The 24,273-nt window shown below is 73.4% G+C and carries 21 protein-coding genes; 15 read left to right on the forward strand and 6 right to left on the reverse strand.

Going from position 1 to position 24,273, the window contains the following annotated elements; translation table 11 throughout:
• The 10 genes from ACFWJO_RS31490 to ACFWJO_RS31535 all read left to right on the forward strand — a co-directional run.
• A partial coding sequence (locus ACFWJO_RS31490) for a response regulator (protein WP_386870653.1) occupies positions 1-667 on the forward strand: 667 nt, incomplete at its 5' end.
• A 388-nt stretch (positions 668-1,055) separates the two neighbouring features.
• Positions 1,056-1,730 (forward strand): two-component system response regulator, encoded by a 675-nt coding sequence (locus tag ACFWJO_RS31495; protein ID WP_386870655.1) that lies wholly within the window; start codon positions 1,056-1,058, stop codon positions 1,728-1,730.
• 218 nt (positions 1,731-1,948) lie between these two features.
• The gene (locus tag ACFWJO_RS31500; RefSeq protein ID WP_386870657.1) at positions 1,949-4,768 is read left to right on the forward strand and encodes a DNA translocase FtsK; all 2,820 of its coding nucleotides are present in this window, start codon (positions 1,949-1,951) and stop codon (positions 4,766-4,768) included.
• Between the two features lie 264 nt (positions 4,769-5,032).
• Positions 5,033-5,875, forward strand: a complete 843-nt coding sequence (locus ACFWJO_RS31505; protein WP_386870659.1) for a helix-turn-helix domain-containing protein — start codon at positions 5,033-5,035, stop codon at positions 5,873-5,875.
• A gap of 80 nt (positions 5,876-5,955) precedes the next feature.
• Positions 5,956-7,485: a 30S ribosomal protein S12 methylthiotransferase RimO gene (gene rimO / locus ACFWJO_RS31510; protein WP_386870661.1), complete on the forward strand. Its 1,530-nt coding sequence runs from the start codon at positions 5,956-5,958 to the stop codon at positions 7,483-7,485.
• Positions 7,482-8,168: a CDP-diacylglycerol--glycerol-3-phosphate 3-phosphatidyltransferase gene (pgsA, locus tag ACFWJO_RS31515; protein WP_386870663.1), complete on the forward strand. Its 687-nt coding sequence runs from the start codon at positions 7,482-7,484 to the stop codon at positions 8,166-8,168. Before rimO ends, pgsA begins: the two co-directional genes overlap by 4 nt.
• Entirely contained in the window at positions 8,165-8,707 is a 543-nt protein-coding gene (locus ACFWJO_RS31520; protein ID WP_386870664.1) for a CinA family protein, read from the forward strand. Before pgsA ends, ACFWJO_RS31520 begins: the two co-directional genes overlap by 4 nt.
• A gap of 109 nt (positions 8,708-8,816) precedes the next feature.
• Positions 8,817-9,200 carry a helix-turn-helix domain-containing protein gene (locus ACFWJO_RS31525; RefSeq protein ID WP_019889909.1) on the forward strand — a complete coding sequence of 128 codons (384 nt, stop codon included), beginning with the start codon at positions 8,817-8,819 and terminating at the stop codon, positions 9,198-9,200.
• 215 nt (positions 9,201-9,415) lie between these two features.
• Positions 9,416-9,886 (forward strand): Dps family protein, encoded by a 471-nt coding sequence (locus ACFWJO_RS31530; RefSeq protein WP_386870666.1) that lies wholly within the window; start codon positions 9,416-9,418, stop codon positions 9,884-9,886.
• 107 nt (positions 9,887-9,993) lie between these two features.
• On the forward strand, positions 9,994-10,239 hold the full coding sequence (locus ACFWJO_RS31535; RefSeq protein WP_386870668.1) for a hypothetical protein: 246 nt from the start codon (positions 9,994-9,996) through the stop codon (positions 10,237-10,239).
• A gap of 85 nt (positions 10,240-10,324) precedes the next feature.
• Here ACFWJO_RS31535 and ACFWJO_RS31540 read toward each other — a convergent pair whose 3' ends face one another.
• The 3 genes from ACFWJO_RS31540 to ACFWJO_RS31550 all read right to left on the reverse strand — a co-directional run bounded on the left by ACFWJO_RS31540 (position 10,325) and on the right by ACFWJO_RS31550 (position 16,703).
• A complete protein-coding gene (locus ACFWJO_RS31540) occupies positions 10,325-11,089 on the reverse strand; it encodes an SDR family NAD(P)-dependent oxidoreductase (protein WP_386870670.1) in 765 nt (254 codons plus the stop codon).
• 36 nt (positions 11,090-11,125) lie between these two features.
• Entirely contained in the window at positions 11,126-11,926 is an 801-nt protein-coding gene (locus ACFWJO_RS31545; protein ID WP_386870672.1) for an Fpg/Nei family DNA glycosylase, read from the reverse strand.
• Positions 11,927-12,065: 139 nt separating this feature from the next.
• Positions 12,066-16,703: an ATP-dependent helicase gene (locus ACFWJO_RS31550; RefSeq protein ID WP_386870673.1), complete on the reverse strand. Its 4,638-nt coding sequence runs from the start codon at positions 16,701-16,703 to the stop codon at positions 12,066-12,068.
• Positions 16,704-17,120: 417 nt separating this feature from the next.
• On the opposite strand from ACFWJO_RS31550, the gene ACFWJO_RS31555 reads away from it, so the two are divergent.
• From ACFWJO_RS31555 to ACFWJO_RS31565, 3 genes are all read left to right on the forward strand, one after another.
• Positions 17,121-17,891 (forward strand): AraC family transcriptional regulator, encoded by a 771-nt coding sequence (locus ACFWJO_RS31555; RefSeq protein ID WP_386870730.1) that lies wholly within the window; start codon positions 17,121-17,123, stop codon positions 17,889-17,891.
• 233 nt (positions 17,892-18,124) lie between these two features.
• The gene (locus ACFWJO_RS31560) at positions 18,125-18,865 is read left to right on the forward strand and encodes an AzlC family ABC transporter permease (RefSeq protein WP_386870675.1); all 741 of its coding nucleotides are present in this window, start codon (positions 18,125-18,127) and stop codon (positions 18,863-18,865) included.
• The gene (locus ACFWJO_RS31565) at positions 18,862-19,170 is read left to right on the forward strand and encodes an AzlD domain-containing protein (protein WP_386870677.1); all 309 of its coding nucleotides are present in this window, start codon (positions 18,862-18,864) and stop codon (positions 19,168-19,170) included. Before ACFWJO_RS31560 ends, ACFWJO_RS31565 begins: the two co-directional genes overlap by 4 nt.
• Before the next feature lie 46 nt (positions 19,171-19,216).
• On the opposite strand, the gene ACFWJO_RS31570 is transcribed toward ACFWJO_RS31565, so the two are convergent.
• Entirely contained in the window at positions 19,217-20,152 is a 936-nt protein-coding gene (locus tag ACFWJO_RS31570; RefSeq protein ID WP_386870679.1) for a hypothetical protein, read from the reverse strand.
• A 79-nt stretch (positions 20,153-20,231) separates the two neighbouring features.
• On the opposite strand from ACFWJO_RS31570, the gene ACFWJO_RS31575 reads away from it, so the two are divergent.
• Together ACFWJO_RS31575 and ACFWJO_RS31580 are read left to right on the forward strand one after the other, a co-directional pair.
• Positions 20,232-20,426, forward strand: a complete 195-nt coding sequence (locus ACFWJO_RS31575) for a DUF3046 domain-containing protein (RefSeq protein ID WP_128976838.1) — start codon at positions 20,232-20,234, stop codon at positions 20,424-20,426.
• Positions 20,427-20,862: 436 nt separating this feature from the next.
• The gene (locus tag ACFWJO_RS31580; RefSeq protein ID WP_386870732.1) at positions 20,863-22,014 is read left to right on the forward strand and encodes an AI-2E family transporter; all 1,152 of its coding nucleotides are present in this window, start codon (positions 20,863-20,865) and stop codon (positions 22,012-22,014) included.
• Here the strand turns inward: ACFWJO_RS31580 and ACFWJO_RS31585 are convergent.
• Complete coding sequence (locus ACFWJO_RS31585; protein WP_386870681.1) at positions 22,005-22,784, reverse strand: cytochrome d ubiquinol oxidase subunit II; 780 nt, start codon at positions 22,782-22,784, stop codon at positions 22,005-22,007. The two genes, ACFWJO_RS31580 and ACFWJO_RS31585, sit on opposite strands and share 10 nt — an antisense overlap.
• Before the next feature lie 52 nt (positions 22,785-22,836).
• Positions 22,837-24,132: a cytochrome ubiquinol oxidase subunit I gene (locus ACFWJO_RS31590; RefSeq protein WP_386870683.1), complete on the reverse strand. Its 1,296-nt coding sequence runs from the start codon at positions 24,130-24,132 to the stop codon at positions 22,837-22,839.
• Between the last annotated feature and the right edge of the window lie 141 nt (positions 24,133-24,273).

The following is a 24,273-nucleotide window of genomic DNA, read 5'->3' on the forward strand; positions in this document are numbered from 1 at the left end:
GTTGGAAAGGCTGTTGGGCCGGGTAGGGCCGGGGGTGTCGGGGCGTGTGCCCGACTCTGTGGGGCCGGGGGGCCGGCTCGGTGCCGAGCCGGAGACCGCGGAGGGTCTGGTGCACTTCGCGCCCGCACCGGCGCACGCCGAGGCCAGGTCGGGGGCGGGAGCGCTGTTCCGGCACCGCCGCAAGACGGTGGACCAGGTGGCGCAGGTGCCGGGGCAGCCCGGGAAGGGCGACCAGGCGGCGGAGGAGGAGCGGCCGGAGCCCGAGCCGCGTCCGGTGTTCACGTTCGCGGGTGAGAAGGTCCTGATCGTCGACGACGACATCCGTAACGTGTTCGCGCTCACCAGCGTCCTGGAGCAGCACGGGCTCGCGGTGCTGTACGCGGAGAACGGGCGCGAGGGCATCGAGGTCCTGGAGCAGCACGAGGACGTCTCGGTGGTGCTGATGGACATCATGATGCCCGAGATGGACGGATACGCGACGACCACGGCGATCCGGCGGATGCCGCAGTTCGCGGGGCTGCCGATCATCGCGCTGACGGCCAAGGCGATGAAGGGCGACCGGGAGAAGGCGATCGAGTCCGGGGCCTCGGACTACGTGACGAAGCCGGTCGACCCGGACTACCTGCTGACGGTGATGGAGCAGTGGATGCGGGGAGAGGGGCGCTAGCGGGGCCCCGAGGGCTCGCCAGGGAGTCCCCAGGGACCCTCGGGTCGCCGGGGACTCCCGGGGGACTTCCCAGGGGCCTCCCCACGGGCTCGTCCCGTCGGGAGGCCCGTCCTGAGGGGCGACGGCCCGCTGGCCGGCCGTCGCCACACGGGTGTGAGAGCCCGCCGGACGGGGAACCTTCTGGTCTCCCACCGCGTTCGACGGAGGGGCACGCTCTTGCGTGCTCCGTGACAATGCGGTGACAGGGTGTGGCGACGGGCGGGGTGCGGCTACGATGACCGGCACAAGGACGGACGGCGCATGGGAGTCGTCTTCTGGGGCGGCGCCCGGTGCTTCCCCCGGCACGCAGAGCCGGAGAGAGCCAGTGCCGGGGCGAGGAGGACGGGGCATGGTGCAGAAGGCCAAGATCCTCCTGGTCGATGACCGGCCGGAGAATCTGCTGGCGCTGGAGGCCATTCTCTCCGCGCTCGATCAGACACTGGTGCGGGCATCGTCCGGGGAGGAAGCGCTCAAGGCGCTGCTGACCGACGACTTCGCGGTCATTCTGCTGGACGTCCAGATGCCCGGCATGGACGGTTTCGAGACGGCCGCGCACATCAAGCGGCGCGAGCGGACCCGGGACATCCCGATCATCTTCCTCACCGCCATCAACCACGGCCCGCACCACACCTTCCGCGGGTACGCGGCGGGCGCGGTCGACTACATCTCCAAGCCCTTCGACCCGTGGGTGCTGCGCGCCAAGGTCTCCGTCTTCGTCGAGCTGTACATGAAGAACTGTCAGCTCCGCGAGCAGGCCGCGCTGCTCCGCCTCCAGCTGGAGGGCGGCGGCACGAACGGCCAGACCAAGGAGTCGGCGGGACTGCTCGCCGAGCTCTCGGCCCGGCTCGCCGCGGTCGAGGAGCAGGCCGAGGCGCTGTCCAAGCAGCTCGACGACGACTCCGCGGACGCGGCGGCCGTCGCCACCGCCGCACACCTGGAGCGCAAGCTCACGGGTCTGCGCCGGGCCCTCGACGCCCTCGAGCCGGGTACGGGCGGCGCGCCCACCCTGCCCTCGCAGAGCTGACGCACCGGCCCGCGAGGAACTGACCCACCGGCCCTGGCGGTGCTGACGCACCGGCCGTGGCGGGCTGACGCACCGGCCCGCGCGGAGCTGACGCACCGTCATCGGAGCGGTGCCCGGCGTGAGCGGGCGTCAGTTTCCCGCCGTGGCGGGAACGACACGAACGGGTGAGCGCAGGGAGCGCTGTTTCCCCGGCCGGTTGCGCAGGTAACCTCAGCACCATGGCCTCACGTACGTCCGGCAAGGGTTCCCAGGGCACGGCGGGCACCGCGAAGCCGCGAGCCGCCGGCCGTACGAGCGGTACCGCGAAGAAGGCGGTGGCCGCCAAGTCGCCCGCCAAACCCCCCGCGAAGAAGGCGCCGGCGAAGAAGGCCGCGCCCGCCAAGCGCGCACCCGCGCGCAAGACGGCGGCGAAGAAGGCCGCGCCCCGCCCGGCTCCGTCACCCACCGGTGGCGTCTACCGGCTGGTGCGCGGGATCTGGCTCGGACTCGCGCACGCCGTGGGAGCGATGTTCCGGGGGATAGGGCGGGGCGCCAAGGGCCTCGACCCGGCGCACCGCAAGGACGGCCTCGCGCTGCTGCTGCTCGGCGTCGCCCTGATCGTCGCCGCCGGCACCTGGTCGCATCTGCGCGGCCCCGTCGGCGACCTGGTGGAGATGCTGGTCACCGGCGCCTTCGGGCGGCTCGACCTGCTGGTCCCGCTGCTGCTCGGCGCGATCGGCGTGCGGCTGATCCTCTACCCGGAGAAGCCGGAGGCCAACGGGCGGATCGTCATCGGTCTGTCCGCGCTGGTCATCGGCGTGCTCGGGCAGGTGCACATCGCGTGCGGCTCGCCCGGCCGCGGCGACGGCACCCAGGCCATGCAGGACGCCGGCGGCCTCATCGGCTGGGCCGCGTCCAAACCGCTGGTCTTCATGATGGGCGAGGTCCTGGCGGTGCCCATGCTGGTGCTGCTCACGGTCTTCGGTCTGCTCGTGGTCACGGCCACGCCCGTCAACGCCATTCCGCAGCGGCTGCGCGCCCTTGGCGCCCGGCTCGGTCTCGTCGAGCCGGAGCACGCGCCGGAGGGGACCGGCGGACACGAGGAGTACGGCGACGACTGGCGTGACGACGCGCCCCGGGCGGCCCGGCCGGTGCGCCGGCGCGCGCCCGGCTCCGGCGAGTACGACCCCGACCGCGCGGAGGCCGTGGCCCTGGAGCGGCGCGGCCGGCGCCGTACCCCGCCCGCCTCCGCCTTCGACACCACGGGCCTCGACCCGGTCGACGTGGCCGCCGCGGCGGCCGCCGCGCTGGACGGCGCCGTCCTCAACGGCATGCCGCCGTCCCCGCTGGTCGCCGACCTGACCCGGGACGTCACCGCCGAGCGGGCCGCCGCCGTGGCGGCCTCCGCCGCGGACGCCGACGTGGCCGCCGCCGACGCCGAGGAAGCGCCGTCCTCCGTGCCCCTGCCGACGGCGCGGGGCGCCGCGAAGGACCGGACGGGCGGGGCGGTGCCCGACCTGACGAAGCCGGCGCCCGAGCCGACCGAGCTGCCGGCCCGGGCCGAGCAGCTCCAGCTCGCCGGCGACATCACGTACTCCCTGCCCTCCATGGACCTGCTGGAGCGCGGCGGGCCGGGCAAGACGCGCAGCGCCGCCAACGACGCCATCGTGGACTCGCTCACCAACGTCTTCGCCGAGTTCAAGGTCGACGCGGCCGTCACCGGCTTCACCCGCGGCCCGACGGTCACCCGCTACGAGGTGGAGCTCGGTCCGGCCGTCAAGGTCGAGAAGATCACCGCGCTCACCAAGAACATCGCGTACGCCGTGGCCAGCCCCGACGTGCGGATCATCTCGCCGATCCCGGGCAAGTCCGCGGTCGGCATCGAGATCCCGAACACCGACCGGGAGATGGTCAACCTCGGCGACGTGCTGCGCCTCGCGGAGGCGGCGGAGGACGATCACCCGATGCTGGTGGCGCTCGGCAAGGACGTCGAGGGCGGCTACGTGATGGCCAACCTGGCGAAGATGCCGCACATCCTCGTGGCCGGCGCCACCGGCTCCGGCAAGTCGTCCTGCATCAACTGCCTGATCACCTCGGTGATGATAAGGGCGACGCCGGAGGACGTCCGGATGGTGCTCGTCGACCCCAAGCGGGTCGAGCTCACCGCGTACGAGGGCATCCCGCACCTGATCACCCCGATCATCACCAACCCCAAGAAGGCCGCCGAGGCCCTGCAGTGGGTGGTGCGCGAGATGGACCTGCGCTACGACGACCTCGCGGCCTTCGGCTTCCGGCACATCGACGACTTCAACCAGGCGATCCGGGACGGCAAGGTCCAGCTGCCGCCCGGCAGCGAGCGCGAGCTCAAGACCTACCCGTACCTCCTGGTGATCGTCGACGAGCTCGCCGACCTGATGATGGTCGCGCCGAGGGACGTCGAGGACGCGATCGTGCGCATCACCCAGCTGGCCCGCGCGGCAGGCATCCATCTGGTGCTCGCCACCCAGCGGCCGTCGGTGGACGTGGTCACCGGTCTGATCAAGGCGAACGTGCCGTCACGGCTCGCCTTCGCCACCTCCTCGCTCGCCGACAGCCGCGTCATCCTCGACCAGCCCGGCGCCGAGAAGCTCATCGGCAAGGGCGACGGGCTGTTCCTGCCGATGGGCGCGAACAAGCCGGTCCGCATGCAGGGCGCCTTCGTCACCGAGCACGAGGTCGCCGCCGTCGTCCAGCACTGCAAGGACCAGATGGCGCCCGTCTTCCGGGACGACGTCACCGTGGGGACCAAGCAGAAGAAGGAGATCGACGAGGAGATCGGCGACGACCTCGACCTGCTGTGCCAGGCCGCCGAGCTGGTGGTCTCGACCCAGTTCGGCTCCACCTCGATGCTCCAGCGCAAGCTGCGCGTGGGCTTCGCCAAGGCCGGCCGGCTCATGGACCTGATGGAGTCGCGGAACATCGTCGGGCCGAGCGAGGGATCCAAGGCGCGAGACGTGCTGGTCAAGCCGGACGAACTGGACGCGGTGCTCGCCGTGATCCGCGGGGAGGACGGGGCCTGACCGGGCCCGGGTGGCGCAGCGGCCGTAACGAGACCCGGCCGAGACTCACTCGTAAGGGAAGGTGGGCAACCGTTTCCCTTGGGCGTACGTCAAGTTGGAGGGAGGGGAAGAACCTCGTCCCAGCCTCACGGCGTACGTCCCCGCCTCACGGCGTACATCCCAGCCTCATGGCGTACAAACGACGCCCGCCCGGTTGCCCCACCCTTTCGTACCACCCATAGACTGAACATCCAGCAGGTGGCTACACGCTCGAAAGGCGCTCTCGTGTCCATCGGCAACTCCCCCGAATCCCCCGAGGACGACCGGAACTTCCCGGCAGATGACCGGGATTCGATCGGTCGTGCCCTCCAGCAGGCCCGTGTCGCCGCCGGTCTCACCGTCGAAGAGGTCAGCGCCTCCACCCGGGTGCGCGTCCCGATCGTGCACGCGATCGAGGAGGACGACTTCTCGCGCTGCGGCGGCGACGTCTACGCCCGCGGGCACATCCGCACCCTCGCGCGTGTCGTCGGGCTCGATCCGGCACCGCTGATCGAACAGTACGACGCCGGGCACGGCGGCCGCCCCGCGCCGACCCCCGCCGCACCGCTGTTCGAGGCGGAGCGGATCCGCCCCGAGCCGCGCCGTCCCAACTGGACCGCCGCCATGGTCGCGGCGATCGTCGCCGTCGTCGGCTTCGTCGGCTTCACGATGTTCAACGGGACCGACAGCACCGGCGGCGCGGGCGCGTCCGCGGAAGGCCCCGCCCCGGCGACCAAGACCACCACCGCCCCCGCCAAGCCCAAGCCGGTCAAGCCCGCCCCGCCGAAGCCCGTGCCCTCCGAGAGCGCCATCGCGGCGGTCCCGCAGGACAAGGTCACGGTCAGGCTCACCGCGACCGACGACAAGAGCTGGATCTCGGCCAAGGGCGCCGACGGCAAGCTGCTCTTCGACGGGCTCCTCCTGGAGGGCGAGTCCAAGACCTTCCAGGACGACGAGCGCATCGACCTGATCCTCGGCAACGCCGGGCCGATCGAGCTCTACGTCAACGGCAAGAAGATCGAGGACTCGTTCGAGTCCGGCCAGGTCGAGCGCCTGTCCTACACCAAGGGCGACCCGCAGGCCGGCTGAGCCCCGCACGATGTGACGCCCGTCGCGCAGGTGAACCCTGCGCGACGGAGGTACGGCCGGGACGAAGTAGTCTTGAGTCCATGCCCGAACGCCGTACCGTCGCCCTTGTCACTCTCGGCTGCGCCCGTAACGAGGTGGACTCGGAGGAGCTCGCAGGCCGCTTGGCAGCGGACGGCTGGGAGCTCGTCGAGAACGCCGAGGACGCAGACGTCGCCGTCGTCAACACCTGCGGATTCGTCGAAGCCGCCAAGAAGGACTCCGTCGACGCCCTCCTCGAGGCCAACGATCTGAAGGACCACGGCCGCACCCAGGCCGTCGTCGCCGTCGGCTGCATGGCCGAGCGCTACGGCAAGGAGCTCGCCGAGGCCCTTCCCGAGGCCGACGGCGTGCTGGGCTTCGACGACTACGCCGACATCTCCGGCCGCCTCCAGACCATCCTCAGCGGCGGCAGCGTCGAGGCGCACGCCCCCCGTGACCGGCGCAAGCTGCTGCCGCTGTCGCCCGTGGAGCGCCAGCAGGCCGCCGCGTCCGTGGCACTGCCCGGGCACGGCTCCGTGGCCGCCCCCGAGGCTCCTGAGGCCCCTGAGGCGCCTCTGGCGCCCGAGAACGTGCCGGCCGACCTGCCCGACGGGCTCGCGCCCGCCTCCGGGCCGCGCGCGCCCCTGCGCCGCCGCCTGGACACCAGCCCCGTCGCCTCCGTGAAGCTGGCCTCCGGCTGCGACCGGCGCTGCACCTTCTGCGCCATCCCGTCCTTCCGCGGCTCCTTCGTCTCGCGCCGCCCCTCGGACGTGCTGAACGAGACCCGCTGGCTCGCCGAGCAGGGCGTGAAGGAGGTCATGCTGGTATCGGAGAACAACACCTCGTACGGCAAGGACCTCGGCGACATCCGCCTCCTGGAGAGCCTGCTGCCCGAGCTGGCCGCCGTCGACGGCATCGAGCGCGTCCGGGTCAGCTACCTGCAGCCCGCCGAGATGCGCCCCGGCCTCATCGACGTGCTCACCTCGACCGAGAAGGTCGTGCCGTACTTCGACCTGTCCTTCCAGCACAGCGCGCCGGACGTGCTGCGGGCGATGCGCCGCTTCGGCGACACCGACCGCTTCCTGGAGCTCCTGGACACCATCCGCTCCAAGGCGCCGGCCGCCGGTGCCCGCTCCAACTTCATCGTCGGCTTCCCCGGCGAGACCGAGGCGGACTTCGCCGAGCTGGAACGCTTCGTCACGCATGCCCGCCTTGACGCCATCGGCGTCTTCGGCTACTCCGACGAGGACGGCACCGAGGCGGCCGGTTACGAGCACAAGCTCGACCAGGACGTGATCGACGAGCGCCTCGCCCACCTGTCCCGGCTCGCCGAGGAGCTCACCGCCCAGCGCGCGGAAGAGCGGATCGGCGAGACCCTGGAAGTACTGGTCGAATCCTTCGACGAGGAGGAGGACGGCTGGATCGGCCGGGCCGCCCACCAGGCGCCCGAGACCGACGGCCAGGTGCTCCTCCCCGCGGACTCGGCCGAGGGCCTCGGCCTGGCCCCGGGCCGTATGGTCAGGGCCAAGGTCGTCGACACCGAGGGTGTCGACCTCGTGGCCGACTGTCTGGATGAGGAGGCGGGCAGATGACCGGAGTCCCGGCATCCGCGACGGGCGGGACCGGTAGGCCGGCGCCGCGCGGCAAGCTGGGCGCTGCGGCCGTCAACCAGGCCAGCCTGTGGAACATCGCGAACATCCTCACCATGGTCCGGCTGGTGCTCGTGCCCGGCTTCGTGGTGCTGCTGCTCCAGGACGGCGGGCACGACCCCGCGTGGCGGGCCTGGGCCTGGGCGGCGTTCGCCGTCGCCATGATCACGGACGTCTTCGACGGGCACCTGGCCAGGACGTACAACCTGGTCACCGACTTCGGGAAGATCGCCGACCCGATCGCCGACAAGGCGATCATGGCGGCCGGACTGATCAGCCTGTCCGCGCTGGGCGACCTGCCGTGGTGGGTGACGGGCGTGATCCTGGCCCGTGAACTCGGCATCACGCTGATGCGCTTCTGGGTGATCCGGCACGGAGTGATCCCGGCCAGTCGCGGCGGCAAGATGAAGACGCTCGCCCAGGGCACGGCCGTGGGCATGTACGTCCTGATGCTCACCGGTCCACTCGCCACCCTGCGCTGGTGGGTGATGGCGGTGGCCGTCGTGCTGACGGTCGTCACCGGCCTGGACTACGTGCGACAGGCGGTCGTCCTGAGGCGCAGGGGACTCGCGGCGGAGCGCGCGGCGGCGGCCGGCGCCGGCAGCACGGAGGCGGACGGACGATGAACGAGGCCGCCCGGGTGCTCCGGCTGCTCGCGCTGCGTGGTGAGACCGTGGCCGTCGCGGAGTCCCTGACGGGCGGTCTCGTGGCCGCGGAGCTCACCGCCGCGCCCGGGTCCTCGAAGGGCTTCCGCGGCTCCGTCACGGCCTACGCCACGCCCCTGAAGGAGCAGATCCTCGGCGTGGACGGGACCCTCCTGGCGGAGCGCGGCGCGGTCGACCCGGAGGTCGCGCTGCAGATGGCGGCCGGTGTGCGGGTCAGGCTCGGCGCCGACTGGGGCATCGCGACGACCGGCGTCGCGGGGCCGGAACCGCAGGACGGACAGCCGGTCGGGACCGTGTACGTGGCGGTCGCCGGCCCCGGGGGCGAGTCCGCCGGGGCGGCCGGGGCGGGGAAGGTGGCGTCGCTGCGGTTGAACGGCGATCGAGCGGAAATCCGTAGAGAGAGTGTACGGAGCGTGCTCGAATTGCTCAGTGAACTGCTCGGCGACGAACACTCGGAAAATGCGCGGGCACAGGATACGGAACAGAACGGGGGAGATTGATGTTTGCAGCCATGAGTGAACACGACATCGCTCCCCGCACGGCCGCGGCGCGAGGCTGTACGGTGGGGCGTGAAGGATGCGGCTACGCGGTCCGAGGAGGGAGCCACCGATGATTCTGCTCCGTCGCCTGTTGGGTGACGTGCTGCGTCGGCAGCGCCAGCGCCAGGGCCGTACTCTGCGCGAAGTCTCCTCGTCCGCCCGAGTTTCGCTCGGCTATCTCTCCGAGGTGGAGCGGGGGCAGAAGGAGGCTTCCTCCGAGCTGCTCTCCGCGATCTGCGACGCGCTGGACGTACGGATGTCCGAGCTCATGCGTGAAGTGAGCGACGAGCTGTCGCTGGCCGAACTGGCCGAGTCGGCAGCGGCGAGCGAACCGGTGCCGGCGCCGGTGCGACCGATGCTCAACTCGGTGTCGGTGACGTCGGTGGCCGGTGTGCCCACCGAGCGGGTGACCATCAAGGCGCCCGCGGAGGCCGTGGACGTCGTCGCCGCCTGAGCCGAGCAGCACGAACGAAGTGGGGCAAAGCCCCGGCGTGTGCCCTTACGGGCGCATGGCCGGGGCTTTTTCCTTGCCTCGTTCGCGTCCCGCACCTCGCTCGCGCACGAACTCCGGTTCGCTCGCGCACGAACTCCGGTCCGGTTTGTTTGAGATGCCGGATTCGGGTGATGCGTGCCATGGTGGGGGAACGTACGACCGTTTGGAGATGTCGCATGTCCGTCGTGAAGAGCTCCCTGTCCGACACCGCCCTCAAGACGGTGGGCAACGCACTGCAGGGAGCGTTGGTCGACCTGGTCGACCTCGCCCTGGTGGCCAAGCAGGTCCACTGGAACGTCATCGGTCCCCGCTTCCGCTCCGTCCACCTCCAGCTCGACGAGGTCGTCACCACGGCCCGGCTGCACTCCGACACGGTGGCCGAACGTGCCTCGGCGATCGGCGTGACCCCGGACGGGCGCGCCTCGACCGTGGCGTCCGCGAGCGCCATCGGCACCGTCCCGGAGGGCTGGATCAAGGACGCGGAGGCCGTGGACATCCTGGTCGCCGCGCTGGGCGCGGTCGTGACACGGATGCGCGAGCGGATCGAGGCGACCGAGGAGCCGGATCCGGTGACGCAGGACATCCTGATCGGGCTCACGGCCGACCTCGAGAAGCATTCGTGGATGTTCCAGGCGGAGAGCGCCTGATCGTGGCGTCACGCAGGGCCATACGCGTCCCGTGCGCCGGGGTTGCCTCTTGTGCGCCCTCCCGCCGGGTGATCCTGCGGGACTAGCGTCGACCGGAGGAGGCGGCCATGGTACGGCGACGGGTTCCGCTGGTGACGCTCACGCTGGTCGCGGCCGGACTGGTGGCCGGTGGGCTCTGGTGGTGGGCGGTGGCGCGCCTGCTGCTGGTGCCGGGGGAGACGGGGCCGGTCGAGGGGGCGGTGGCCGCGGGCGGCTGGGGGCTGAGCCTGCTGCCGGTGCACGTGGCCGCCTCTACCGGGAGGGGTGGGGGGTCCGGTCGGTCCGGCGGGACCGGGGGGCGGTCGGGCGGCTGACGGTTGGTCGGCTGGGCGTCGGTGGGTGGCTCGTCTGTGGACGGCTCGCCGGCTCGTCGGTGGGGCTTGTCGTGTTGGCTCTCGCTCACCAGGGCATCGCAACGCCGCCGTTGGGGCGCAGGATCTGGCCCGTCGTGAACGACGAGGCGTCGCAGGCGAGATGGAGGACCGCGTGGGCGACGTCCGTCGGCTCGCCCACCCGGCCGAGCGGTGAGACGCGCACCATCGCGGCCTCGGCCTGCTCCTGGGCGGCCGGCTCGTGGCGGTCCGTCATGGGCGTGCGGACCCAGCCCGGCGCGACCGCGTTCACCCGGATGCCGTGCCGCCCCACCTCGGCGGCCAGCGTCTTGGTCAGCTGCACGACGGCCGCCTTGGCGACGCTGTAGCAGAGCAGGCCCGGGCTCGCGGTGTCCATCGCCCCCGAGGCCATGGTCACGACGGAGCCGGGCACACCGTGCTCGATCATCGAGCGGACCGCCTCCTGGCAGGCGTACAGCACGCCCTTGAAGTTCACCGCCAGGATCCGGTCGAGGTCCTCGTCGCGGGTCTCCAGGACCGTGCTCGTGTGCATGATCCCGGCGACCGCCGCCATGACGTGCAGCGGGCCCGCGGCGCGTACGGCGGCGGCGAGGGCGGCCCGGTCGGTGACGTCGAGCGGGTGGACGTGTGCGGTGCCGCCCTGGCGGGCGATCAGGGCCGCGGTCTCCTTCAGGCCGGTCTCGTCACGGTCCGCGCAGTGGACGGTCGCGCCCGCCTCGGCGAGGAGCGTCGCGGACGCGCGGCCGATGCCGCTCGCCGCGCCCGTGACGAACGCGGTGCGGCCGGTGAGGTCGTACGCGGTGAGGGCCATGCCGGGACCGTACGACCGTATCTGACGGCCCGTCAATTAGTGCGGCGGCTCCTGTTGCGGACCCTTCTGACAGCCGGGGCACCAGTACGTCACGCGGTCGGCCAGCTCCGCCCTGCGCACCGGGGTGCCGCAGCGCGGACACGGGCGGCCGCCGCGGCCGTAGACGTAGAGGAGCTCGCCTCCGCGCCGGGGCGGGGTCGTCCGCCGGCCCGGACGGTCCTTGTTCGCCTCCAGAAGCCGGTGCGCGGTGGCCACCAGACGCTCCGGGACGCCCTCGGCAAGCTCGCCGACCGGCAGCCAGGGCGTGACGCCGGCCAGGAAGGCCAGCTCCGACTTGTAGACGTTGCCGATCCCGGCGAGGTTGCGCTGGTCGAGCAGGGCCTCGCCGAGGGTGCGCGCGGGATCGGCGACCAGCCGGCGCACCGCCTCCGCCGGGTCCCAGTCGGGGCCGAGCAGATCCGGGCCGAGATGACCGACGGCCTTGGACTCCTCAGCCGTACGGATCAGCTCCAGGACCGGCAGGCGGTATCCGTACGCCGTGAACTCCGCGTTCCCGAGAATCGCCCGGATCTGATGCGCCGGGCCGCCGCGCGGGCGCTCCCCGGTGGCGTACACCTGCCACGAACCGTCCATCCGCAGGTGGGAGTGGAGGGTGAGGCCGCCCTCGATCCGGGTCAGGAGGTGCTTGCCGCGCGGGGTCACGTCGAGGACCCGGCGTCCGGTGAGATCGGCCGTCGCGAAACGGGGCACGCGCAGGTCGGAGCGCGTGAGCACCCGCCCGGCGAGCGCCGAGTCCAGCTGGTGCGCCGCGTACCAGACGGTGTCTCCTTCGGGCATGGAGCCATGATGCCGCGCCCCGCGCCCCGTGGCGGCCCGGGCCCCATGGAGGCTCGGGCCCCACGACAGTCCGGGCGCCGACAGCACGTGCGATCCTGGGCCCTGGGCCCCGGGCGCCCGGGCCGGAGCGCCGGGCCGGTCAGGCGCGCAGGCGCAGGCCCCGGGGCGTGGCGTGGAAGCCGGCGGCTTCCAGGGGGCGGGCGAGGGGGGAGGTCAGGGCGGTCGTTCCGTTGATCCGCTCCACCGTCACCGTGCCGAGCGAACCCGCCGTCGCCGAAGCCGCCAGGGCCTCGGCCGCCGCCCGCAGCGCCGGGGAATCGGGCTCCTCGGGCCAGGAGAGCAGCGTCTTGCCGCCGCGCTCCATGTAGAGCGTGAGCTCGCCGTCGACCAGAACGACCATCGAGCCCGCCTTGCGGCCCGGCTTGTGCCCGGCGCCGGTCGGCGGCTCCGGCCAGGACAGGGCCGCCCCGTACGCGTTGGCCGGATCGGCCGCCGCCAGGACGACCGCCTTCGGGCCCGCGCCCTCCTCCGCGCCACGGTCCCGGGCGTTCGCCGCCGCGCGCAGCCGGTCCACCGCCCCGTCCATGGCGAACTGGGCGGCGCCGAGCCCTTCCACCACATAGCCGCGACGGGCCTGACCGCTGTCCTCGAAGGCCGACAGGATCCGGTACGTCGCGGAGAAGCCGCCCTCGACGCCCTCGGCGGCCACCGCGCCCCGGGTCACCACCCCGTGCCGGTCGAGCAGCGTGCGGGCCAGGGCATGGGCGCGGTGGGTCGGCTCGGGCTCGAGCGGGGGCAGCAGCGACCAGCGGCCGCTGACCGTGGGCGGGCCCGTGCGGGAGGCCGGGCGGGCGGCGGCGCTCAGCGTGCCGTACCGGCCGCGCGGGACCGTGCGGCGGGCGCGGTGCGCGGTGGAACCGGCCGTGCGGCCCGAGCCGAGCAGCGAGCGCAGCGGGGCCAGGGTGTCGTTGGTGAGCCGCCCCGACCAGGCCATGTCCCACAGGGCGTCCGCGAGCTGCGGATCCGTCGCGTCCGGGTGGGTGGTGGCCCGCACCTGGTCGGCGATCTGGCGGAAGAACAGTCCGTAGCCACCGGAGAGCGTCGTCAGGACGGACTCGTGCAGCCCGGTGAGCTCCAGCGGGTGCGGCGGCGGCAGGAGCAGCGGCGCGGCGTCGGCCAGATAGAGCGAGATCCAGCCGTCCTTGCCGGGCAGTGCCCCCGCGCCCGCCCAGACGACCTCGCCGGTCGTGGTCAGCTCGTCGAGGAGCGCGGGCGAGTAGTCCCGCACCCGGGACGGCAGGATCAGCTTCTCCAGCGCCGAGGCCGGCACCGGCGCGCCCTGGAGCTGCTCGATCGCGCGGGCCAGGCCGTCGATGCCGCGCAGACTGCTGCTCCCCAGGTGCTGCCACTGGGGGAGGAACGTGGCGAGCGCGGCCGGCGGCACCGGCTCCAGCTCGTGCCGCAGGGCCGCGAGGGAGCGGCGGCGCAGCCGGCGCAGCACGGCGGCGTCGCACCACTCCTGGCCGATGCCCGAAGGATGGAACTCGCCCTGGACGACCCGGCCCGCGGCGGCGAGGCGCTGCAGCGCGCCGTCCGTGACCGCCGGGCCGAGCCCGAAGCGGGCCGCGGCCTGCGAGGACGTGAACGGGCCGTGCGTGCGGGCGAAACGGGCGAGGAGATCACCCAGCGGGTCCTTCACCGGCTCCGTGAACGCCTCCGGAACGCCCACCGGCAGCGCCGTGCCCAGCGCGTCCCGCAGCCGGCCCGCGTCCTCGATCGCGGCCCAGTGGTCCCCGCCCGCGATCCGCACCCGGATCGCCCGCCGCGCCCGGGACAGCTCCTGCGCCCAGCCAGCCTCGGCGCCGCGCTCGGCGAGCTCCGCGTCGGTCAGCGGCCCGAGCACACGGAGCACGTCGGCGACGCCCTCCACGTCCTTGATCCGCCGGTCCTCGGTCAGCCACTGCAGCTCGCGCTCGAGCTCGGCGAGCACGTCCGCGTCCAGCAGCTCCCGCAGCTCCGCCTGCCCGAGCAGCTCGGCGAGCAGCCGGGAGTCCAGGGAGAGCGCCGCCGCCCGCCGCTCGGCGAGCGGCGAGTCGCCCTCGTACAGGAACTGGGCGACGTAGCCGAAGAGCAGGGAGCGGGCGAACGGCGACGGCTCCGGCGTGGTGACCTCCACCAGGCGCACCCGCCGGGACTCGATGTCCCCCATCAGCTCCCGCAGGCCGGGGACGTCGAAGACGTCCTGCAGGCACTCGCGGACCGCCTCCAGGACGATCGGGAACGAGCCGAACTCGCTCGCCACCTGGAGCAGTTGCGCCGCCCGCTGCCGCTGCTGCCACAGCGGCGTGCGCTTGCCCGGGTTGCGCTTGGGCAGCAGCAGGGCGCGCGCCGCGCACTCGCGGAACCGGGAGGCGAACAGGGCGGAGCCGCCGACCTGGTCCGTGACGATCTGCTCGACCTCGCCCTTGTCGAAGGCGACGTCGGCGGCGCCGACGGGCGCCTGCTCGCTGTCGTACGTGGTGTCCGCGAAGCGGCCCGGGTCCACCGGCTCGCCGTCCAGCAGGTCGAGGCCCATCAGGTCCGCGTCCGGCAGGCGCAGCACGATGCCGTCGTCGGCGTGCATCACCTGGGCGTCCATCCCGTACCGCTCGGCGAGCCGCGCGCCGAGCGCCAGCGCCCACGGGGCGTGCACCTGCGCGCCGAACGGTGAGTGGACGACCACGCGCCAGTCGCCCAGCTCGTCCCGGAAGCGCTCCACCAGGATCGTCCGGTCGTCCGGCACATGGCCGCAGGACTCGCGCTGCTCGGCGAGATACGCGATCACGTTCTCCGCCGCCCAGGCGTCGAGCCCGGCGGCCAGCAGCCGCAGCCGGGCGTCCTCGGGGGCAAGGGCGCCTACCTCACGCAGGAAGGCGCCCACCGCGCGGCCCAGTTCGAGCGGCCGGCCCAGCTGGTCGCCCTTCCAGAAAGGCAGCCGCCCCGGCACGCCCGGCGCGGGCGACACCAGGACCCGGTCACGGGTGATGTCCTCGATCCGCCAGGACGTCGTGCCCAGCGTGAACACGTCGCCGACGCGCGACTCGTAGACCATCTCCTCGTCGAGCTCGCCGACCCGCCCGCCGCCCTTCTTGGGGTCGGCGCCCGTCAGGAACACCCCGAACAGGCCGCGGTCGGGGATCGTGCCGCCCGAGGTGACCGCGAGCCGCTGGGCGCCGGGCCGGCCCGTCACCGTGCCCGTGACCCGGTCCCACACCACGCGCGGGCGCAGCTCGGCGAAGGCGTCCGACGGATAGCGCCCGGCCAGCATGTCCAGGACCGCCGTGAACGCGGACTCCGGCAGCGCCGCGAACGGCGCCGCCCGGCGGACCGTCGCGAGCAGGTCGTCGAACTGCCACGAGTCCAGGGCGACCATCGCCACCAGCTGCTGGGCGAGCACGTCCAGCGGGTTCGCCGGGATCCGCAGCGACTCGATGGACCCCGAACGCATCCGCTCGGTCACCACCGCCGACTGCACCAGGTCGCCCCGGTACTTCGGGAAGACCACACCCGTGGAGACGGCCCCGACCTGGTGCCCCGCGCGGCCCACGCGCTGGAGCCCGGAGGCGACCGAGGGCGGCGACTCCACCTGGACCACCAGGTCCACCGCGCCCATGTCGATGCCCAGCTCCAGGCTGGACGTGGCCACCACCGCCGGCAGCCGGCCCGCCTTCAGGTCCTCCTCGACCAGGGCACGCTGCTCCTTGGAGACCGAGCCGTGGTGCGCGCGGGCGAGCAGCGGCGGCGCGCCCTGGGCCGCGCCCGACTGCGCCATGATCTCGGCGGGCGGTGCGCCGTCGGGCAGGGCCTCGCCGGTGGCCCGCTCGTAGGCGATCTCGTTCAGCCTGTTGCACAGCCGCTCCGCGAGGCGGCGGGAGTTGGCGAAGACGATGGTCGAGCGGTGCGCCTGCACCAGGTCGGCGATCCGTTCCTCGACGTGCGGCCAGATCGAGGGCCGGTCGCCGCCCTCGGAGGCCTCCGAGGCGGGCGAGCCTCCCAGCTCGCCCATGTCCTCCACGGGCACGACCACGGAGAGGTCGAACTCCTTGCCCGACCGCGGCTGGACGATCTCCACCTTCCGCTGCGGCGAGAGGTAGCGCGCCACCTCCTCCACCGGCCGTACCGTCGCCGACAGGCCGATCCGGCGGGCGGGCCGCGGCAGCAGCTCGTCGAGCCGCTCCAGGGAGAGCGCCAGGTGCGCGCCCCGCTTGGTGCCCGCGACCGCGTGCACCTCGTCGAGGATGACCGTCTCCACGCCCGCGAGCGCGTCGCGCGTGGCCGAGGTCAGCATCAGGAACAGCGACTCCGGCGTGGTGATCAGGATGTCCGGCGGCCGGGTCGCGAGCGCCCGGCGCTCGGCGGCCGGGGTGTCACCCGAGCGGATCCCCACCTTCACGTCCGGCTCCGGCAGACCCAGCCGCACCGACTCCTGGCGGATGCCGGTCAGCGGGGAGCGCAGATTGCGCTCCACGTCGACGGCGAGCGCCTTCAGCGGCGACACGTACAGCACGCGACAGCGCTTCCTGGCGTCGGCGGGCGGCGGAGTCGCCGCGAGCCGGTCGAGCGAGGCGAGGAAGGCGGCGAGCGTCTTGCCCGAGCCGGTCGGCGCCACCACGAGCACGTCCGAGCCCTCGCCGATGGCCCGCCAGGCGCCTTCCTGCGCAGCGGTGGGCGCGGTGAAGGCCCCGGTGAACCAGCTGCGGGTCGCGGGGGAGAAGTCGTCGAGCGCGGACCTGACCATGCCCTCCATCGTGCACCCCGCCACTGACAACCGCCCGGACCTGGGGAAACCCGCTCGTGGTCGGCCGCGCCCCCGGCGCAGAATGGGGACATGACGAGCGCCGGCACGCCGAACCCGCCCGGGGCCGGGACATCCCGGGAGGCCGGGATACCCGCGGGGGTCGGAACATCCGTGGGGGCCGGAACCGCCCCGGCCGTGGCGAGCGACGGGGGTACGGCGCGCGACGGGCTGACGGCGCGGGCCCGCGGCGGCCCGGCCCGCCCGTCGGACCGGGCCGTGCCCCGGACCGGTGCGCCGCGCGGGCACGCCGTCGCCGAGGGCGACCACAGCGGCGCGCCCGCCGAGGCCCCGGGACGGGCCGCCGACCGCGGGGAACGGGCGCGGTACTGGCGGCCGCTCGAACTCCCGGGCGTCGATCTGCTGCACGCCCACTATGTCCGGAAGTCCTTCTCCCGGCACACCCACGAAAGCTTCGTCCTCGCCGCCGTCACGGAGGGCGTCGAGGCCTTCCACTACGGCAGCGACCTCGTCCGCGCCGGGCCGGGCCAGATCGCGCTGGTCAACCCCGACACCCCGCACACCGGCCACGCCGGGGTGCCCGAGGGCTGGACGTACCGGACGATCTATCCCGACGCCGGGCTGATCCGGGACATCGCGGACGACACCGTCGCGCTGCGCGGCGACATCGGCTTCACCCAGCCCGTCGTCGACGACCCGTACGCGGCCCGGCTCGTCGTCGAGGTGCACCGGGCCGCCGAGGAGGGCAACGCGCTCGCCGCCGACAGCCTGCTGCGGCTGGTCACCGCGCGGATGCTGCGCAGCCACGGCGGCCGGGTCCGCCCGCTGTCGCCGCTGTCGGCCGGCGCGCGGAACGCGGCACGCGCGCGTGCCGTCCTCGAGGAGCGGATGGCCGACCCGCCGACCCTGGAACGGCTCGCCGCCGAGCTCGGGACCAGCCCCTTCGCCCTCCTGCGGGCCTTCCGCGCCGCGTACGGCATGCCGCCGCACACCTGGCTGACCGACGCCCGGGTGCGCCGGGCACGGCGCCTCCTGGACGCGGGGACGCCTCCGGCGGAGGCCGCGGTCACCGTGGGCTTCACGGACCAGCCGCACCTCAACCGGCACTTCACCCGCAGCGTGGGCGTGCCCCCGGGCGCCTACCAGCGGGCCCGCGGCCTGCGCGCGTAGCAGCGCGGCGGGCGCAGGACGGCAGCCGTCGGCCCGCGGTCGCCGGTACGCAGCCGCCGGCCCGCGTTCCCCGGCGCGCCGCCGCAGGAGGCAGCCGCCCGCCCGCAGCCGCCCGTACGCCGCCGCAGAGAAAGCAGCCACGCGTACGCCGCCACCCGCACGCCGCCGCCCGCCCGCGGTCGTCGCAAGAACGTACAAGACCGGGCCCGCCCTCCGTCCGTACCGTCCCTGACGTGGCAGAACAGACAGCACCCCCGGACGCACTCCGTGACGCGACCGCCTCCAGGAGCGACGCCGCCGTCGTGCGCGACGCCCTCGGCGTCGGCGTCGCCGTCGGGCTCTCCGGGTTCGCCTTCGGCGTGACCTCGGCGGGCTCCGGCCTCAGCCTCCTCCAGACCTGCGCGCTGAGCCTGCTGGTGTTCACCGGCGCCTCGCAGTTCGCGCTGGTGGGCGCCCTCGCCGCGGGCGGGAACCCGTTCACGGCCGCCGCCGGGGCGTTCTTCGTCGGCACCCGCAACGCCTTCTACGGGCTGCGCCTCTCCCAGCTGCTCGCGCTGCGCCGGCTCGCCCGGCCGTTCGCGGCGCAGTGGGTGATCGACGAGACCACGGCCGTCGCCCTCGCCCAGCCGGACCGCCGGTCCGCACGCATCGGCTTCACGGTGACCGGACTCACCCTGTACGTGCTGTGGAACCTCACCACCCTGCTCGGCGCCCTCGGCGCGGAGGCCATCGGCGACACCGCCGCGTGGGGCCTGGACGCCGCCGGGCCGGCCGTCTTCCTCGCCCTGCTCGCGCCCATGCTCAGGAGCGCGACCGAGCGCGCCACCGCCGCCCTCGCCGTTCTGCTCGGTCTCGGTCTCTTGCCCGTGCTGCCGGCCGGCGTCCCGGTCCTCGCCGCCGCGCTCGCCGCGCCCGCCGTGCTCTGGTTCCGCGGCCGCCGGACGGCCGGCCGCCCGCGGGAGGAGGGCCGATGAACGTCTGGATCGCCGTCGCGCTGACCGCCGCCGGGTGCTACCTGGTGAAGCTGCTCGGCCTGCTCGTCCCCGCCGACACCCTGGAGCGGCCCGTCGTCCGGCGGCTCGCCGCGCTCGTCCCGGTCGCCCTGCTCGCCGCCCTCACCGCCCAGCAGACCTTCAGCACCCAGGGAGCCCTCACCGTCGACGCCCGCGCCGCCGGGCTCGCCGCCGCGGCCCTGGCGCTGCTGCTGCGCGCTCCCTTCCTGGTGATCGTGGGCGCGGCGGTGCTCGTCACGGCCGGCGTCCGGGCCCTCGGCGGCTGAACCCGCCCGGCCCGGCGGACGACGGCGCCCTTCCGCCGGACAGGCCCTAGCCGATCGGGCGGCCGTGAGCGCGCAGCGCGCGCAGGGCCTCCACGGTGACGATCGGACGCGCCTCCAGGGCGGTGCCGGGCGCCCACTGGCGCCAGGTGACGGGCCAGCCGCCGTCGTCCTCCTGTGCCGCCGCGAGGTGGTCCAGGGAGCGGCTCATCTCCTCGTCCGTGAACCAGCGGCGGGCCAGCGAGTCGGGCACGCGCGCGTAGTCGTACGGATGGTGGTGCTCGCCCGGGGCGTATCCCTCGGGCACCGGATAGTCCTCCGGCCGGTCCGGGTCGAGCACCACGAGCCGCCGCTCGCGCACGAGCCGCCCCAGCCGGTCGCTCGCCGCCTGCGCGCGGGCACGGTCCGGGACCCCGTCGAGGAAGGCGACGGCGGCCTGCACCTCGTACGGATGGGTCTTGTCCAGGGCGTCCACGGCCGCCCAGCAGAACTCGGTGGCCCGGAACAGCCAGGCGTGCCAGACCTGGTTGCGGTGCAGCAGACCGACCACCGGGCCGGTGGTGAGCAGCTCGCTCGGCGGCGCGTCGACGACCGGGACGAACGGGGCGGCCGGGTAGCCGCGTTGCGAGGGATGGACGGCGGGCAGCGCGCCGTCGTGGGTCGACACCTCGGTCAGGTAGCGGCAGATCCGCTCGACCCGCAGGCCGCCGCACCGGCCGATGGAGTCGAGCACGCGCAGCGCGTGCGCGGTGTGCAGCGGCTGGCTGACCGGTCCGCGCAGGTCGGGTTCGAGGGCGTGCCCGTAGCCGCCGTCCTCGTTGAGGTACGCGGTGAGCGCGGCCTCGACGGGATCCGCGCCGCCGCCCAGGAAGTGGTAGGCGAACCGGCGCTGTTCGAGCACGCGGGCGGTCAGCCAGACGAACTGCTCGGCGCGCGCGAGGGGCGAGGCGGACGGAGCGGGGGTTTCTGGAGGATTTCCGGCCATGGTCCGACCGTAGGCCGGAACGCGCGTCTGACAAGGCCTACGGACCGGGCTGCACCCTTGAGGGCGGGATACTGGGTTCATGCGGTTGACGACATTCTGGGAACGGATGACCGAGCACTTCGGAACGTCCTACGTCGAGTCCTTCGCCCGGGACCACGTCATGACGGAACTCGGCGGGCGGACGGTGCACCAGGCGCTCGACGCGGGCTGGGAGGCCAAGGACGTGTGGCGGGCGGTCTGCGCGGCCGTCGGCGTGCCGGACGAGAAACGATGATGTGACGGGCCCTGGCCGGAATGTCCGCGCGGTGCGCGAGACTGGCGGGGTGGCCCCGACTGACGCGCACGACGACGAGACCGACGAGACCGACGAGACCCACCAGACCGACACAACCGACAAGACTGACAAGACCAACAAGACGAACCGGACCGCCGAGGCCCGTGCGGCCGGTGAGACCGGTGCGGCCGGTGAGACCCGCGCGGCCGGTGCGACCGGCGGCGGGAAGGACGACCGTGGGACGACGCCCTCCGGGCCCGACGCCCCGGCGGCCCCGGCCGCGTGCAACGGCGCCCTGACGACCACCCCACCCGAGCGGCAGACCGCCGGGACACCCTCCACACCGGTTCCCGCTCCGGCGGGAGCAGGAGCGGGAGCCGGATCGGGATCGGGAACCGGCGGCTCCGCTCCGGCCGGCCCCGCCACGGCGGCGCGGATGCCGCGCTGGCTGCCCCGCGCCCTGGTGCTCGCGCTCGCCCTCTACGCCTGCTTCCAGCTCGGCAGCTGGGCTTTCCACCAGCTCGTCGGGCTGCTCGTCAACATCCTGCTCGCCTTCTTCCTGGCCCTCGCCATCGAACCGGCGGTCGGGCGCATGGCGGCCCGCGGGATGCGCCGGGGTCTTGCCACCTTCCTCGTCTTCTTCGCCGTGCTCGTGACCGGCGTCGGCTTCGTCGTGCTGCTCGGCTCGATGCTCGCGGGCCAGATCGTCGACATGGTCGAGAACTTCCCCAAGTACCTCGACTCGCTGATCAACTGGACCAACCAGCACTTCCACACCGAGCTGTCCCGGGTCGAGGTGCAGGACAGCGTGCTGCGCTCCGGCTGGCTGCAGAAGTACGTGCAGAACAGCGCGGCCGGCGTCCTGGACGTGTCCGCCACCCTCCTCGGCGGGCTCTTCAAGCTCCTGACGATCTTCCTGTTCTCGTTCTACTTCGCCGCCGACGGCCCGCGCCTGCGCCGCGCGCTGTGCTCGGTCCTCCCGCCGGCCAAGCAGACGGAGGTGCTGCGGGCCTGGGAGATCGCCGTCGACAAGACCGGCGGCTACCTCTACTCCCGCGGTCTGATGGCACTGATCTCGGGAGTGGCGCACTTCGTGCTCTTCGAGGTCCTGGGCGTGCCGTACGCGCCCGCGCTGGCCGTCTGGGTCGGTCTGGTCTCCCAGTTCATCCCGACCATCGGCACCTATCTGGCGGGCGCCCTGCCCATGCTGATCGCCTTCACGGTGGACCCCTGGTACGCGCTGTGGGTGCTGATCTTCGTCGTGGTCTACCAGCAGTTCGAGAACTACGTGCTGCAGCCCAAGCTGACCTCCAAGACCGTCGACATCCACCCGGCCGTGGCCTTCGGCTCGGTCATCGCGGGCACGGCGCTGCTCGGCGCGGTCGGCGCGCTGATCGCGATCCCCGCCGTCGCCACGCTCCAGGCCTTCCTGGGCGCCTATGTGAAGCGGTACGACGTCACCGACGACCCGCGCGTGCACGGTCACCGGCGGTACGGCGAGGCCGTCGTCGCCCGCCTGCAGAAGGCGCTGCACCACAAGAAGGACGCGGCCGAGCCGGACCGGACGCCGAAGGACGATCAGAGGTAGGAGGGACCCGTCACCCGGTGCCGGAAGAGCCGCCAGATCCACGCCTGCACGGCGACCATGCCCGCCGTGACCACGAGCACGGCCGGGACGAGCAGCCGTAGCGTCGCCGGGTCGGCGGTGTGGGAGCCGGGCGCCAGGGTGCTCCCGGCCGCGAGCGGGAGGCCGCCGAGCAGCACCGCGGTGAGCGCGAAGGAGTGCCAGGGGCGGCCCGCCCGCCCGACGAGCCGCCGGGCGCGCTCGTACGGCACTCCCGTCAGGCGCAGCGTGGCGAAGCCGAGCCCGTGGGCGGCGAACAGGGCGGCCACCGCGAGGGCGGTGAGGACGGCGACGGGCCCGCCGGCCGGTTCGTACGGGCGGCCGGTCAGCAGGGCCGCGAGCAGCCAGCCGGTGGCGAGCGCCAGGCTCCAGCTGCCCGCCGTCACGGCCCCGTCGCACAGCGCCCGCCAGCGCCGCCCCGGCCCGCGGCCGCGCGTCCACAGCCCGAGGTCCCGCACGATCCACCCGGCCAGGAGCGGGACGAGCACCGGGAACTGGCCGGTGAGCAGCGTGCCTTCGAGCTCGGGGAAGCAGCCGGCGAGGACGCCCGCGGTGGCGATCAGCCAGACCTCGTTGCCCAGGAAGAACGGCGCGAAGGACGCGATCACCAGCCGCCGTTCGCCCGGATCGCGGCCCAGGTACGGGAGGAGCATGCCGGTGCCGACGTCCGCGCCGGCGAGCACGAACCAGCCGGAGGCGAACAGGGCGAGCAGGGCGAGGGCGAGGGTGTCCACGGTCGGTCGGCTCCTCGGGACGGCGCGGGTCGGTGGCTTGGGGGCGCGGCGGTCAGTAGCGGGCGGCGGGCAGGGCGTCAGCGGGGTCCGGCTCGTCCGGTCCGCCCCGGCGGTCGTCGTGCCCGAGACCGCCGGACGCGACGGGACCGCGCCGGGCGTGCCGGGCGAGCAGCCAGGCGTTGAGGACGGCGAGCAGGACGAAGAGCGTGGTGAACACGGCCAGCGAGAGCCGCATCTGGCCGGGGGAGAGGCCGGAGACCGCGTCCTCGGTCTTCAGCAGTCCGTACACCACCCACGGCTGGCGGCCCGCCTCCCGGAACACCCAGCCGCTGATCATCGCGAGGTACGGCAGCGGCACTGCGGCCATGAGGGCGAGGTGCCAGAGCCGGAAGCGGAAGACGACGGTCCTGAAGAAGGCGAGGATCACGCCGGCGAAGGTGAAGTACATCATCAGGGCGAAGCAGATGAGCATGATCAGCCCCGCGCCGCGGGTCCAGCCGATCGAGGGCACGTAGTCACCGGGGCCGAAGCGGGCGACCATGTCGGCCTGGATCCGTGCGATCTCGGCGGTCTTCTGGCCGAACACGGCCGACTTCATCGGCTGGAACGTACTCAGGGTGGAGAACTGCAGCCCGCCGAAGACCGCCGTCACCATCAGCGCGGGGAACGAGACGAACACCCCGATCCGCAGGCTGCGCCCGAAGAACTCCCACTCCGGGCTGCGCCGGAACAGGTGGTAGGCGCTCACTCCCGCCATGAAGAACCCGGCGGTCAGCAGCGCCCCGGCCACGACGTGCCCGAAGGCGAGCAGCGCGGACGGATTGGTGAGCACGGCGACCGGATCGTCGAGGACCAGCATGCCGTTCTCGGTGCGGTGGCCCACGGGGTGGTTGAGGAAGCCGTTGGAGACCAGGATCCAGTAGGCCGACAGGTACGCGGTGAGCGTGACGACCCAGATCGCGGCGAGGTGCGCCCAGCGGTTCAGCCGGTGCCAGCCGAAGATCCACAGGCCCAGGAAGGTCGACTCGACGAAGAAGGCCACGATGGTCTCGACGGCGAGCGAGGCGCCGAAGACGTTCCCCGCGTAGTGGGTGAGCCCGCTCCAGCTCATGCCGAACTGGAACTCCATCACGATGCCGGTGACGATCCCCACCGCGTAGTTGATCACGTACAGCTGGCCCCAGAAGCGGACCAGGCGGGCGTCCAGCGGCTTCCGGGAGACGGTGGCCTTCGTCTGCAGCACGGCGACGACCGTCGCGAGACCGAGGGTGAGGGCGACGAAGAGGAAGTGTCCGCCCGCGGTGAGGGCGAACTGCAGCCGCGCGAGATCGAGTACGTCGGGATTCACGCCGTCAGCGTCGGCGTACGGTCAGGGCCGTGGCATCGGCCCGCGGTGGACAACGGGCCTACCGCCCTGGTTGCGCCGGCCCCCGTCCGCGTACCCCCACGGTTGCGCCCGGCCGATCGTGTCCCCTAGGGGGTGACAGGT

The organism is Streptomyces sp. NPDC127092 (assembly GCF_042722475.1).
Classification (GTDB): domain Bacteria; phylum Actinomycetota; class Actinomycetes; order Streptomycetales; family Streptomycetaceae; genus Streptomyces.